This window comes from Paenibacillus sp. PK4536 (assembly GCF_028594455.2).
Lineage (GTDB): Bacteria > Bacillota > Bacilli > Paenibacillales > Paenibacillaceae > Saccharibacillus > Saccharibacillus nuruki.
This window is the reverse complement of the sequence record NZ_CP126313.1, coordinates 4,591,508-4,605,864: the sequence shown is the minus strand read 5'-3', so window position 1 is coordinate 4,605,864 and position 14,357 is coordinate 4,591,508. Positions and strand designations below refer to the sequence as shown.

Below are 14,357 nucleotides of genomic sequence, written 5' to 3'. Positions count from 1 at the left end.
ACTGTGCTTGATGTTATTGCTATTGGAGAATTGCTAGTGGATTTTACCCCGGCTGGACATACAGCTGAACATCATCAATTGTTTGAGTGCAATCCTGGAGGGGCACCTGCTAATGTAGTGACTGCATTGTCTCGTCTAGGAGCGAGTACGGCATTAATCAGTAAGGTAGGAGGTGATCCATTTGGTTCGTTACTACATCAACGATTGTTAAATGCTGGAGTGGATGTATCTGAAGTGTCTTTTACAGACGAAGCGAGTACAACCTTGGCTTTTGTTCATTTAGATGATCAAGGCGATCGATCGTTTAGCTTTTTTCGCAAGCCAGGGGCTGACACTTTTCTGAAATCAGAAGACATTTCACTCGAGCGGATTCAACATTGTAAAGTGCTGCATTTTGGTTCGGTATCGTTGAGTCATGAACCTGCACGTAGTGCGACTCAGACTGCGGTGATGCAAGCCAAAGAAGCAGGAGTACTTCTTTCTTTTGATCCGAATCTGCGTATGTCTTTATGGGAAAGTGAAGAAGAAGCTAAGCAACAGATATGGTGGGGAATGAACCATACGGATATTTTAAAAATATCGGAAGAAGAACTTTGTTTTATTTGCAACACCACTGATATTGAAAAAGGTTCGTTAGAGTTACAACGTCAATTCAATATTCCCTTGATCGTAGTAACTTTAGCTGAAAAAGGTTGTTATTACCGTTTATCTCATCTAGAGGGATATGTAAAGGGTTTCCAAGTTGACACTATTGATACTACAGGCGCTGGTGATGCTTTTCTAGGTTGCTTGTTATATCACATTCTGAAGAGTGATAGTGCTTTGGAACATGTAACAACGCCACAAATGATAAGTATGCTTACTTTTGCGAACGCTGGAGGAGCATTAGTGACTACACGAAAAGGGGCTCTTGAAGCGATGCCAACAATAGATGAGATTGAGCAATTTATGAAGTTAAATCAACAGCATACTACAGATGTATTCAGACCCGGTTTTCATTTTGCACCTGCCGCTAACTGGGCGAATGATCCGAATGGATTAGTGTATTACGAAGGCATGTATCACCTTTTTTATCAATATCATCCGTACAGTACGAAATGGGGACCAATGCACTGGGGGCATGCTGTCAGTGAAGATCTTATTCAGTGGCAACATATGCCGGTTGCTTTATTTCCGGATGAACATGGAGCGATTTTTTCGGGTTGCTGTGTTGTAGATTGGCAAAATAGTAGCGGATTATTTGAAGATACTCATGGATTAATCGCTATATTTACCCATGCAGATACCCATCCAGACACCGATCAACCCCGTCAACGTCAGAGTCTAGCTTATAGTAGCGATCAAGGGCATACCTGGCACAAATACGCTGGAAATCCTGTGATTACGGAAAAAGACTTGATCGATTTCAGAGATCCTAAAGTATTCTGGCATTCGCAAAGTGCTCACTGGATTATGGTGATTGTTGCAGGCGATCATGCACGATTCTATACATCCAAAAACTTATTGGAATGGTCGTTAACCAGCACATTTGGCGAAGGTCAAGGTTCACATGATGGGGTATGGGAATGTCCTGATCTATTTGAATTACCTATAGATGATACAGGGTATTCCAAATGGGTGCTGATAATAAGTATAGGAGATCATCCTGAATACCCTGAAGGATCTCGAACACAATATTTTGTTGGAGATTTTGACGGTCATACCTTCAGCAATGATAACCCTAAAGATCATGTCATGTGGTTGGATTATGGTAGAGATAATTATGCAGGCGTGACTTGGTCAGATATACCTGAACAAGATGGACGCCGGGTGATTATCGGCTGGATGAGTAATTGGAAATATGCTAACGACACCCCTACTGATTTGTGGCGTGGTGCTATGACGCTACCACGTGTCTTATCTCTAACTTCTAACAACGGACATACAATACTCAAGCAAATGCCTGTACAAGAAATACAACAGTTACGTGAAGAATCTCGACATTGGGAAAATATTTTGATTACACCTGCAACTCCTTTTGTAGAGCATACCCGTAATGATCTCATCGAAATAGAAGTAGAGCTAGATGTCCGCTCGCAAGATGAAGTTCATATCCGTCTTCAATCTTCGCAACAAAGTGAAGTGATTGTCGGTTACGATCCTGTGCAACAGTGGTTATTTATCGATCGTTCTCGTTCAGGAATAACGGATTTTCATCCTTCATTTGCTGTCAAACATGGCGCTCCTCTAGCGATAAAAGAAGGGCGATTACATCTGCGTATTTGGGTAGATCGCAATTCGATAGAAGTGTATGCCAATCAGGGTATTGTCGCTATCACCGATCAGATTTTCCCAGATCCACTTGAATCTATCGAGATCAGTACAAAATCAGGTCAAACGACGCTAACTTCTCTTCAATTGCATACCCTGAAATCGGTGGCAATGCAAGATGCTATTGCATGGGGGGCAGATGCATGAGTCACCTGGCAGAAGATCGTGGATTGATAATGTATTGGGACTTTGATGAAGGTAACGGATCAAGCACGGTAGAGAATATCTCTCAAGTCCAAGATTCGATCCATTATGTTTTTCATTCATCAGAGTTGCATCAGCATGATCCACAGTGGAGAAAAGGCGTTGTCGGAAGTGGGCTGTGCTTCGATGGATATTCAACGTATATTGCTCATTCATTGGATAAGACAGGTATAGAGCGTGAAGCTGTCTCTTTCTCTGCATTTACGATAGGAGTCTGGATAGCACCACGTTCTTATGATTGGGGCAACGAAGGCAAGCTAACAGCTATTGTGAATCGTCATGATATGGAGCAAAAACAAGGCTATTTACTAGGAATGTCACGACATGGATCATGGTCTTTTCAAGTAGGGCTGGATACCGGGCAATGGAAAGAAGTATGGGCACCTGCTGGATATGAACTTCCCAAAAATACATGGTCTTGTATCCATGCTGTATTTGACAGTGATCGTGGAGAACTTAAATTGTATTTGAATGGTAGCGAAATAGCTTGTACTGATGTACCTGTGGGCGCTCGACTTGTTCAAGCTGACGATACCGATCTGCTTATTGGTAGAAACAATCATAGTAGTGTACTTGCTGATGTATTCCATCTTCAAATGTTCAGTGGCATCCTCGATGAACTCAAAATATACAATCAAGCACTGAATATGGAGCAGATTGCTTTTGCGTATCAACATGTTTTAGACAGTACGTCTGAAGGTACGCATCCACAGCTAGAATATGACGAGATCAAGCTAGATCGAACACCATTATTACAAGATCGGCATCGACCACAGTATCATGCGAGTCCGCCTGCTCATTGGATGAATGAACCCCATGCACCGATTTATTTTGACGGGCAATATCATTTATTTTATCAACACAACCCTTTGGGTCCATTCTTTTATCATATTCATTGGGGGCACTGGGTGAGTAAAGATCTTGTACACTGGCGTGATCTCCCGGTAGCGCTAGCTCCTGAACATGATGACCTTTCACCTGATGGCATTTGGTCTGGAAGCGCTACTTATGATGCCAACGGGCTACCTGTTTTGTTCTTTACAGCAGCCAATGATAATCTTTCTCCCAATCAAAGTGTAGCCCTTGCACAAAGCACTTATTTGCAAGATCACAATCCAGATCTTGTGCAATGGACTAAATATTCAGATTCTCTGATGGTGCAACCCCATGGAATAGGTGCGTTTGGAGATTTTAGAGACCCTTTTGTATGGAAAGAAGGTGATCGCTGGTTAGCTTTAGTAGGATCAGGTATTGAAGATGTAGGCGGAGTAGCACTTGCCTTCTCTTCAGAAGATATGCTGAATTGGACGTACAAAGGTATCTTTTATCAAGCGGATCTACAGAAATATCCTTATCTTGGGCCGATTTGGGAGTTGCCTGTCTTTCTTCCATTAGGAATCGATCAGCAGGGTCAGCATAAGCATATTTTGTTAGTTAGCCCTGTAGGAGAGGGCGCAGATGTTGAAGTGTTCTATTGGATCGGGCAATGGGATGAACAACAAATGTCATTTATACCAGATCAAGAAGAACCTCAATTAATTGATGTAGGAGATTTTCATTTTACAGGCCCGAGCGGAATGATAGATCCCAAAACCAATCGAAAAATTATTTTCACTATTGCACAGGGTGATCGTACTTCGGAACTTGAATATCAGGCAGGTTGGGCTCACAATGCTGGGTTACCGCTAAGCATCTATTTGAGGGAAGATGGACGATTAGGCATAGAACCTATTCAAGAGCTTCAATCCCTGCGTGGGAAGAAGCATGTATCGTTTCAAGAAAAGTCGTTACAAGAAGCTAATGACCTTCTGAAGCATGTTCGAGGTGACCGACTAGAGATTCAGGTCGAACTGCAATCCAGAACAGCTCAAAACATAGGGATTAAAGTTCGGTGTACACCGGATCGAGCAGAAGAAACGTTGCTATATTACGATAAAAAGGCTGATCAATTGTTGGTTGATCGTACCAAATCAACACTGAATCCTCAAGAGGTCTCTACAGGCATTCAAGGGGGTACTTTAGACATTCATGATGATCCGTTGAAGCTTCATATCTATCTGGATGGTTCTATGATCGAAGTCTATGCAAATGGATTGAAAAGCTTAACGACTCGAGTCTATCCTAGTCGAGCAGATGCTTTGGAAATGGAACTTTGGAGTGATGGAGAGTTAGAAGTGATCTCGATGGAAGTATGGGATATGCAATCGATTTGGTAGAAGCGCTTTATACGATGAAGGAGGCTATTTAATGAAAAATATCAAGAGTAGACAATCTTGGATTTCCAAATTGATTATTCCGATTATGATTCTTCAATGTATCGCTCCTGAAATATCAGCGGCAGCAGCACCTGAATCTACGATAAGCGATATTTCGATTTCACAGAAAGACATCCAATCATCGGTGACAGATGCAGTTTATCAAAATCCTGCATTATCAGCTACACAAGAAGTCTATGGGATTACCAATCCAGGTTTTGAGACAGGAGATCTTACGGGCTGGACGGTGGTTGAAGGTAATGCATTCGGCCCGAACAGTGTATCCAATGAAACGACATGGTGGGCTGAAAAAATTCCATACAATCAAGAAGGCTCTTATCATCTAAATGGTTGGAAATATGATGAATCGGCTACAGGTACACTTCGTTCGAGTACGTTCAAGCTTGGTGGGACAGGTTGGATTACGTTTAGATTGGGCGGAGGTAAGCATAATAATGAAGCCTACGTGAACATTATTGATGCAGATACAGGAAATTCTGTAGCCAAATACGGAAATTCTGCTTTTAATGAATCTGGATTTCCCAATCCCAATCAAGGATTAAGACTTGCAAATATGGAAAAGTATAAAGCAGATTTGTCTAAGTATGTAGGTAAAAAACTGTATATTGAGATTGTGGATCATGCAACCTCCGATTGGGGACTGATCTTCGCAGATGATTTCCAAACATTGTATAAAACGGCTCCTCAAGAAGGCGTATTAGCAGAAAATAGGGTTCCAGTGGCTACTATTCCCGGTGAAATAAAAAATCCTAGCTTTGAGACAGGGAATATTGAAGGTTGGACAGTAGACGGGACTCCTTTTCAAGTAACCGATGAATCTAAAGCGGGCAAAGAAGGACAGTATTATGCCAAGTCTTCTCTGGAAGGAATCGGTTCATTAACTTCCAGTACTTTCAAACTTCAAGGAACAGGCATGATAAACTTTACTATTTTGGATATTGTTCATCCAGAGGATGCTTATGTTGCACTATATGATGCACAGACAGACGTGCTACTGAAAAAGACAGAGACTGTCAGTGCCAATCAGAAGATCTCATGGCAACTCCAGAAATATTATAATAAGCAACTGTATCTGAAGATTGTCGATTCATCTGATCAAGCTAGTATTGCTGTTGATGCTTTTCGAGCCAACAATGTAGGTACTATTTTTGATATGAATTTTGACGAAGGTACAGGAAAGAAAGCATTAGAGAAAGTTACCAATATCGAACACGATGTGAATTATGTATTTAACAACGCTAGATATATGGATTCCAAAGATCCTAGATGGACTTCACGTGGAGTGAAAGGTGGAGCCTTGCTATTTGATGGCTATTCGAATGATATTCAGATCCAAGCCAAAGACACTGTTGCTGTCAATGATGCATTAACAATCGAAGCTTGGGTAGCTCCACGTAGCTATGAATGGGGAGATGGCAATAAGTTATCTACGATTGTCAATCAGTCTAACCCGGATAAAGCAGAAGGTTTTGCACTTGGAATGTATCGACATGGCACATGGTCGATGCAGTTAGGAATCGGCGGTCAGTGGGTTCAAGTATGGGTTAAAGATCACCCGCTTGAGAAATACAAATGGAATTATGTCACTGCCACTTTTGACAAAACAGAAGGTATTATCAAGTTATACTTGAACGGTAAGCAAGTAGCCTCTCAGGCAACACCTGCGAACGTTCCGATTACTCCTTCTTCAGCAGATTTAGTGATCGGGAAAAATAACAATCCAGTCGAGCTAGCAGGTTTATTTTCATTTAATATGTTTAGCGGACTGATTGATGAATTAAAACTATACAACAAAGCACTAACTTCTCAAGAGATTTTAGCTGAATATGAGAGTGTGAAGACTCTGCATGGTGGCAACATTCTAACTATTCCAAATGGTGATATTGATGAAGATCCTGCTGTTTTTGATGGGGATCAACATCGTCCACAATATCATGCAATGCCTCCACAAAATTGGATGAATGAAGCACATGCACCGATTTATTTTAACGGAAAATATCATTTATTTTATCAACATAATCCGCAAGGCCCTTTCTGGCATCAGATTCATTGGGGTCATTGGGTGAGTGATGATATGGTACATTGGGAAAATGTACGACCTGCACTTGCTCCAGAAGCAGGCAGTCTGGATCCTGATGGTGCATGGTCAGGCAGTGCAGCCTATGATCGCGAAGGTAATCCTGTATTATTTTATACAGCTGGAAATGATGCATTATCTCCTAATCAACGTACAGCTCTAGCCAAACCTGCGAATTTGGCTGATCCTAATTTGGAGAAATGGGTGAAACATCCTACACCGGTGACTGAACAGAACGGTAAAGGAATTCCGAATGAATTCCGCGATCCTTTTGTATGGTATGACAAAGAAACTGACAAGTGGTATCAGTTAGTCACGTCCGGTATCAAAGATTTTAGCAGTGGTACAGCTCTGGTCTATGTATCGGATGATATGTATAACTGGGAGTACAAAGGTCCACTATATGAAAGTGATCGAACTCGCTATCCTGAACTCGGTACAGTATGGGAATTGCCTGTATTGTTACCATTAGGTAAAAATAGTGCAGGCAAAGAAAAATATATTTTTATGATTAATCCGCATGAAAAACCAGAGCATGTTGCTCCAGCTAACGATGTGCAAAGAGATGTTGAAGTCTTTTACTGGATAGGCACATGGGATCGAGAACATTTCAAATTTATTCCGGATCAAGAAGCGCCTTCTAAGTTAGATGTAGGCGACGGCTATTTAACCGCTGAAAGTGGAATGGTCACACCTGACGGTAGAACAGTCATTTATTCGATGGTGCAAAATGTAAGAACACCGCAAGCTGAATATCAGGCAGGCTGGGCTCATAATTTGGCATTGCCGATTTCGCTGAGTCTGGATAGTAAGGATCAATTACAGATTAAACCGATAGAAGAATTACAGAGTCTACGGGGTGCGAAAGTAGTCAATTTCAAAGAAAAAAATCTACAAGCTGCTAATCAAGCTATTCAATCGGTCAAAGGCGATACGTTAGAAATTGTAATGGAAATCGATCCTAAACAATCTCAGAAGTTTGGACTGAAAGTCAGACGCTCTGACAAAGGTGAAGAGGAAACATTAATCTATTATGATAAAACCAATAAAACCTTTAACGTCGATCGCAATAAAAGCAGTGTAGATCCTGATGTACGTGTCGATGGCATCCAAGGCGGATATGTAGACCTTGATGGAGAAAATCTGAAATTGCATATTTTCTTGGATCGTTCGGTTGTTGAAGCTTTTGCCAACGATAAGAAAAAATTGACCACTCGCGTCTATGTGGGTAGATACGATTCGCTTGGTTTACAAGTCTGGGCAGATCAGGATATCCAAGTGAAGTCGATGGAAGTATGGAATATGAATGCTTTGACAGGTGAACCTGCTCCACCTGTAGATGTACCAGAGGATTGGGATAATACCAAATACACCAATATTAAAGACTTGCCTAATCATGATTTTGCTACAGGGGATCTTACAGGATGGATTAGCGAAGGGAATGCTTTCCAAAATGTACATGTCACCAATCAAAAGTTTTTCTGGGATACGATTTATTTCAATCCTTCTCAAAAAATCCCGGGTGGGTACCATTTATGGGGATTCAATGAACAAGCTGGAGGAGATAGCTTAACCGGTACACTACAATCACAACGTTTTATTCTGGGAGGAAATGGACGTATCAATTTCTTACTCAGTGGTGGTCGTGATATCGATAAATTATATGTAGCACTGGTTCGAGCATCAGACGGCAAAGAGTTATTTAAAGAAACAGCGACTAACTATGAAGAGTATCAAAGAAAAATTTGGGATGCATCTGCGTATTTAGGCGAAGAACTCTACATTAAAGTAGTGGATCAATCAACTGGAGGATTCGGACATATTAATGTCGATGACTTTAATGTACCTGCTCGTAAATAGAAAAAATATAAAGAATAGCATCCATTCGTTCACGATAATAGATCCTCTAGATTCTTGCCTTTAGAACCTAGAATACGCTATAATACAGACGCATAGCATAGTTTACTTTCTATTATAAATGTTGCTCATAGGTGAACGGTGAGATCCTTAGCATTCAAGTAGGTATACGTGGTTATCATAAGTACACCTATTGTACAAAGGACTGACTCATGAATAATGGGTTGGTCCTTTTTTTGTCAGATCACAGATCAATAATAAAGAAAGGGTGTTGGATATGTTCGGTAATGATTGGGATGAAGTATTAAAAGAAGAAATCGAAAAGCCTTACTTTCAACAGTTGATGACATGGCTAGATCAAGAGTATGCAGAAGAGGTCGTCTATCCTCCACGTGACCTGCTTTTTCAAGCTTTTCGTCTGACTCCCTATGCAGAAGTCAAAGCTGTAATTTTGGGACAAGATCCTTATCATGGTGCAGGACAAGCAGAAGGATTAAGCTTTTCAGTGATGCCAGGGGTAAGAGTACCACCTTCTTTACGTAATATCTACATAGAGTTAAAAGAAGATATCGATGTACCGACACCCAATCACGGTTCCCTTGTACAATGGGGCAAAGAAGGTGTTCTTTTGCTCAACACTGCATTAACAGTCAGAGAATCCAAGCCTGCTTCTCATCGAGGCAAAGGATGGGAACAATTCACAGATGCTGTTATTCATGCGCTTAATAATAGAAAAGAGCCAATGGTATTTTTACTGTGGGGCAATCATGCTGGTGAAAAAGAAGCTTTTATCGATCAAGAGCGTCATCTAGTGATTCGTTCAGCACATCCAAGTCCTTTTGCTGCTCGCAAAGGATTTTTTGGAAGCAAACCTTTTTCACGTACCAATCAATTTCTTGAGGAGCACGGTGAACGTCCAATCGACTGGCGTATTCCTAATATCACATAAAGACTAATCATTCAGGGAGGTGAAAAGATGAAGCATTGGGAAGGTAAAAAAGTAGTAGTCACCCGAGATGATGAATATTCTTCTCGCTTGTACGGTACGATCCAGTACTGGGATGAAAGTAAAAATAGATTGATTCTGCAACCGGGTGCGATCAATGTTCTGCTCAATGATATTTTGTATATTAAAGAACTAGAACAGTTACCACAAGAGCTAGAGTCTTCCGCAGCAGAACTGAATCATATCGGGTATATTATGAAATTACCTGTGCAATTCGATAATGCTATTCTTTTCGGCTCCCAAGTTATGATCTGGCAAGGGGATCGACTGGTTGAACTTCAAGCGCAGATCGTCAGACACGATCATCAACAAGTTGTTTTGGGAAATGGACGTATTTTGCGTAAATCCGATTATCGATTTATTGTACGTTCTCTACGTGGATGCTGAACTACATAGTGATGAAAATACCCCTTGATTTTCCAGAAAAAGAAGAGAATTTACAGGACTATAGCCTTATTTTGGATCATTTATCTTCAAAAATATAGTATTCCAACCGATATTAATACAGGAATGGACAAAGCTGAACACAAATATTGTACACAAGGGGAGAAATTAATGACACATACTGCAAAAATGGCAAAATGGATGCTTGCAATTGTAATCGTGGCAAGCACACTATTTCCAGCCGGAGTTTTCGCAGCAAATACGACTGCCGTATCACTCAAATTCGCCGACGATAATGCATTAACTTTATCTTTAGATGATGATGCTACTGACTTGACAGTATCTACAGTAGACGGAGCAGGCAATACAGAAGATGTATCTGACGAAGCGAAATGGACTTCTTCAGCATCTACAGTAGCAACAGTTAAAGCAGGAAGCATTACGCCGGTTGGCACAGGAACAACGACAATCACTGCTAAGTATGGCGATCTATCTGCTACTAAAAAAGTAACAGTGAACTCACCCTATACAGCATTAAAAATTTCACCAGATGCAGCAGCAAATGTAACGATCGGACAGCCTTATACATTTACAGCAACAGCTACCAAAACAGACGGTAGTTCAGAAGATGTCACTTCTTCAGTAACATGGTCTACATACAGTGCAGCAGTAGCCACTGTATCTCTGGGTACGGTAAAAGGAATCAAACAAGGAACAACAACAGTAACTGCTAGATATGCAGGATTGGCAGATACACAAACGATCTATGTACGTTCTTCTTTCCAAGGATTGTTGCTAACACCTGAAGAAGATCAAGTGATGTTTATCGGTGATACGCCTAAACAAATCAAAGCAGAAGTAGCTGACGCCACTCGCGTAAATACAGATGTAACGAGTGATGTGAAATGGACTTCATCTAATGCAATCAACGTAACAGCAGATAAAGGTTTGCTTACTCCGTGGGTAGAAGGTACTTCTACGATCAAAGCAGAGTATGAAGATTATACAAAGAGCTTCAAAGTTACAGTCTACAAAACTATGAAAAAAGTAGAATCTAGTGTAGATTCAATCGACTTGGTTACAGGAGATAGTGCTACACTTCCTAAAGTAACAGGTACAGCAGTAGATGGAACAACAGTAGACTTATCTAAGCTTGTAGAATGGAGTGCAGGTGACGGAAGTGTTGCTTCAGTTACAAGTACTAAAGTAGAAGCTGAAAGCGAAGGTAAGGTCAATCTAGTGGGTACGATTGGTGACCTTAAAGTAACTGTACCGGTATCGGTTCAGACGAAATTGCTTGTATTAACACCAGATGTAACGACTTTAAGTATTGTTGTTGGTGAATCTTCAAGCTTGCCTAAAGTAGAAGCGATGACAGTAGAAGGTTCTACGATTGATGTAAGTAAAGATATCGACTGGACTTCTTCTTCTGAAAGCTTATTGTTAACAGGTTCTACAGCAAAAGCATTGCTAAATGGTAAAGCTACGCTTAAAGGAACTTACCTTAACAAAATCGTTAAAGTTTCAGTAACGATGGAACCTAAAATTAAATCAATCACAGTTACGCCAGAAGTGGTTGAATTGAATATCAAAAAGAGCAAATCTGTTAAAGCAGTAGGAACATATGCGGCAACAGGTAAATCTGTAAACCTATCTACCAAAATGAATTGGGTGTCTTCTAATCCTTCTGTAGCTACAGTTAAAGGATCAAGCATCAAAGCCGTGAATCTAGGAACAGCAACGTTAACAGGATCATACCAGGGCTTAACATCGACAGTTAAAGTCAATGTAACAGCGAAGTTGAAAAAATTAACGTTCTCTGAGAAAGCTTTGAAATTGACTGTTGGCGATGCTAAATCGGTTCAGGTCGTAGCTGAATATGATACAGGTCTGAAAGTGGATGTAACGAAAGAAGCATCATGGACAAGTACCAAAGCCAATATCGCTACAGTTACTGAAGGTAAAATTACAGCACTTGCTAAAGGGACAACAACAATCAAAGTAGAATACGGCGATAAAAAAGTGTCGACTACTGTGAACGTAAAAGAAGTTGTTCCTGCTAAACAATAATAGTCAATGTATTCACTTGATATGATCTAGCTAATAGGAAGACTCTACCTCATGAGGTAGAGTCTTTTTGTTAACAAAACTTGCCAAAAGGCAGTACTTCATTTAAAATAAGAACAAAAGTTCGTATATGATTACATGCCTATTGGATTTGTGATCAGAAGGAGAGATACATCATGTTAGAAGATAATGAACGTAAGTTGTTGCGTATTTTGTATAACTTTTTTTCGTTGTACCGTCGTATGCCAGAATGGAGAGAATTATCTTTCAAAACAGGCAAGACGACTCAAGAGTTGAGTCAGATTTTATTATCACTCGAACATAAACAATACATATACTGGGATAACAAACTTGAAGTGAATAGTGTCGTCATGATTCAGGGTTGGGAGCGCAAAGAAAAGACCGTACTTCCTCTTCCAGAATCGTATTGGACACAGTATTAGAAGATTACATATCGAGCGCATACACGAACCCAAGCAAGTGATTGACAACGTTATAAATTCTTGATATTATATGGAAGTTGTCATACTTATTTTGACCTGTTAGCTCAGCGGGAGAGCACTATCTTGACAGGGTAGGGGTCAGTGGTTCGATCCCACTACAGGTCATAACCGAAAGTCCTTGTCTATCAAGGGCTTTTTTTGTTTTTTATTCAGCAGACCAATCTGGAATTTGGCTTTCTACGTTACGACCACCAGATGCTATACCTTTAGGTGAAATTTCATTAATACTTTCAAGTTCATTTTTGCTTAATTCGATATGAACAGAACCAACATTTTCTTCTAAATATTTTACTCTTTTTGTACCAGGTATAGGCGTAACACCTTGTGCGATCATCCAAGCTAATGCTAGTTGTGAAGTAGATACATTTTTTTGTTGAGCGAGTGCTTCAATATGTTTTACTAGATCAACATTTCGTTGAAAATTATCTCCAATGAAACGGGGAAGGTTGCGACGAGCATCATCCTCTGCTAGATCTTCATAACGTTTAATCTGACCAGTAAGAAAACCACGTCCTAAAGGGCTGTAAGCAACAAACTCGATTCCTAATTCTTTACATAGTGGAAACAAATCATCTTCGGCTTCACGACTCCATAGTGAATACTCAGTCTGTAAAGCAGTAATAGGATGGACGTTATGAGCACGTTTAATTTGATTGACAGAAGCTTCAGATAGACCCAAACAACGTACTTTACCTTCTTCTACTAACTTTGCCATAGCTCCAACAGTTTCTTCTATGGGAATGTTAGGGTCAACACGATGTTGGTAATAAAGGTCAATATGATCGGTTCCTAGACGTCTAAGGCTCGATTCACAAGAAGATTTTACATAGTCTGGATGTCCGTTAACCCCTAAAAATGAGCCATGTTCTCCGCGCATTGAGCCGAACTTAGTGGCTAATACAATTTCAGAACGTCTTCCCTTGAATGCTTGTCCAATCAGTTCTTCATTAGCTCCGACTCCATAGGTATCTGCTGTATCTAAAAAATTAATACCTAATTCAACAGCTCGATGTAAAGTACGAATCGATTCTGCATCATCTCGTCCACTATAATATTCTGACATTCCCATACAACCTAGTCCTAATACAGATATTTCAATATTACTCTGTCCTAATGTTTTGGTGTTCATTCAATTTCACTCCTCGAGTAGTTTCAATTAATGTTTTGAAATTACCTATTTTATAACTTAATAAATCATAGGTAGATTGTATACTTTTTAATTCGTTTTCTACTTCTTTTTGTTGATATTGAAGAATGTTATAACATTCTTCATATTGTCCGGCATCAGAATAACTGAGATATTGTTTGATGTCTTGAAGAGTCATACTTGTTTTTTTTAATTTCACAATAAATAGAAGACGATCTAAATCTCTTTGTTTGTATATGCGATGTCCATTCATTTTTTTATTAGGTACAGGCATCAACTCTAACTTCTCGTAAAATCGAATAGTCTCAGTTTTAAGCCCTGTTTTTTCGCCTAATTCACCTATACAATAAACTATTTCTGTATTCATATTTTGATTCCCTACTTTCTAGAAAGGGTGAAAGTTAATGAATCCCGCGCTTAGGATGTCCTCATTCTACTACTTGAAGTGCACATCAAGTCAACAAAGAATATTTGAAGATATATTTAAACTATTTACGTGATAACATTTTACTTATTTTCTAGAACA

The 14,357-nt window shown here is 40.0% G+C and carries 9 protein-coding genes and 1 tRNA gene; 8 read left to right on the top strand and 2 right to left on the bottom strand.

Features of this window, described 5'->3' with window-relative positions; genetic code table 11:
* The first annotated feature begins 3 nt into the window (after positions 1–3).
* The 8 genes from PO903_RS20465 to PO903_RS20430 all read left to right on the top strand — a co-directional run bounded on the left by PO903_RS20465 (position 4) and on the right by PO903_RS20430 (position 12,789).
* A complete protein-coding gene (locus PO903_RS20465; RefSeq protein ID WP_273594426.1) occupies positions 4–2,457 on the top strand; it encodes a PfkB family carbohydrate kinase in 2,454 nt (817 codons plus the stop codon).
* On the top strand, positions 2,454–4,730 hold the full coding sequence (locus PO903_RS20460) for a GH32 C-terminal domain-containing protein (RefSeq protein WP_273594425.1): 2,277 nt from the start codon (positions 2,454–2,456) through the stop codon (positions 4,728–4,730). The genes PO903_RS20465 and PO903_RS20460 overlap by 4 nt, the downstream gene beginning before the upstream one ends.
* A gap of 31 nt (positions 4,731–4,761) precedes the next feature.
* A complete protein-coding gene (locus PO903_RS20455; protein WP_273594424.1) occupies positions 4,762–8,727 on the top strand; it encodes a GH32 C-terminal domain-containing protein in 3,966 nt (1,321 codons plus the stop codon).
* Positions 8,728–9,001: 274 nt separating this feature from the next.
* Positions 9,002–9,673, top strand: a complete 672-nt coding sequence (locus PO903_RS20450; RefSeq protein WP_273594423.1) for a uracil-DNA glycosylase — start codon at positions 9,002–9,004, stop codon at positions 9,671–9,673.
* 27 nt (positions 9,674–9,700) lie between these two features.
* Positions 9,701–10,117 (top strand): hypothetical protein, encoded by a 417-nt coding sequence (locus tag PO903_RS20445; RefSeq protein WP_069328984.1) that lies wholly within the window; start codon positions 9,701–9,703, stop codon positions 10,115–10,117.
* Between the two features lie 168 nt (positions 10,118–10,285).
* Complete coding sequence (locus tag PO903_RS20440; protein ID WP_273594422.1) at positions 10,286–12,184, top strand: Ig-like domain-containing protein; 1,899 nt, start codon at positions 10,286–10,288, stop codon at positions 12,182–12,184.
* A 173-nt stretch (positions 12,185–12,357) separates the two neighbouring features.
* The gene (locus PO903_RS20435) at positions 12,358–12,624 is read left to right on the top strand and encodes a hypothetical protein (protein WP_069328986.1); all 267 of its coding nucleotides are present in this window, start codon (positions 12,358–12,360) and stop codon (positions 12,622–12,624) included.
* A gap of 93 nt (positions 12,625–12,717) precedes the next feature.
* A tRNA-Val gene (locus PO903_RS20430) sits at positions 12,718–12,789 on the top strand.
* Positions 12,790–12,829: 40 nt separating this feature from the next.
* Here the strand turns inward: PO903_RS20430 and PO903_RS20425 are convergent.
* A complete protein-coding gene (locus PO903_RS20425) occupies positions 12,830–13,813 on the bottom strand; it encodes an aldo/keto reductase (RefSeq protein ID WP_069328987.1) in 984 nt (327 codons plus the stop codon).
* Complete coding sequence (locus PO903_RS20420; RefSeq protein WP_069328988.1) at positions 13,785–14,198, bottom strand: MerR family transcriptional regulator; 414 nt, start codon at positions 14,196–14,198, stop codon at positions 13,785–13,787. Before PO903_RS20420 ends, PO903_RS20425 begins: the two co-directional genes overlap by 29 nt.
* Positions 14,199–14,357: the final 159 nt, after the last annotated feature.

Bases quoted from the DNA above. Each gene is read 5' to 3' on its own strand.
- PO903_RS20435 (WP_069328986.1), top strand. From the start codon at position 12,358: ATGTTAGAAGATAATGAACGTAAGTTGTTGCGTATTTTGTATAACTTT.
- PO903_RS20450 (WP_273594423.1), top strand. From the start codon at position 9,002: ATGTTCGGTAATGATTGGGATGAAGTATTAAAAGAAGAAATCGAAAAG.
- PO903_RS20460 (WP_273594425.1), top strand. From the start codon at position 2,454: ATGAGTCACCTGGCAGAAGATCGTGGATTGATAATGTATTGGGACTTT.
- PO903_RS20440 (WP_273594422.1), top strand. From the start codon at position 10,286: ATGACACATACTGCAAAAATGGCAAAATGGATGCTTGCAATTGTAATC.
- PO903_RS20425 (WP_069328987.1), bottom strand. From the start codon at position 13,813: ATGAACACCAAAACATTAGGACAGAGTAATATTGAAATATCTGTATTA.
- PO903_RS20455 (WP_273594424.1), top strand. From the start codon at position 4,762: ATGAAAAATATCAAGAGTAGACAATCTTGGATTTCCAAATTGATTATT.
- PO903_RS20420 (WP_069328988.1), bottom strand. From the start codon at position 14,198: ATGAATACAGAAATAGTTTATTGTATAGGTGAATTAGGCGAAAAAACA.
- PO903_RS20445 (WP_069328984.1), top strand. From the start codon at position 9,701: ATGAAGCATTGGGAAGGTAAAAAAGTAGTAGTCACCCGAGATGATGAA.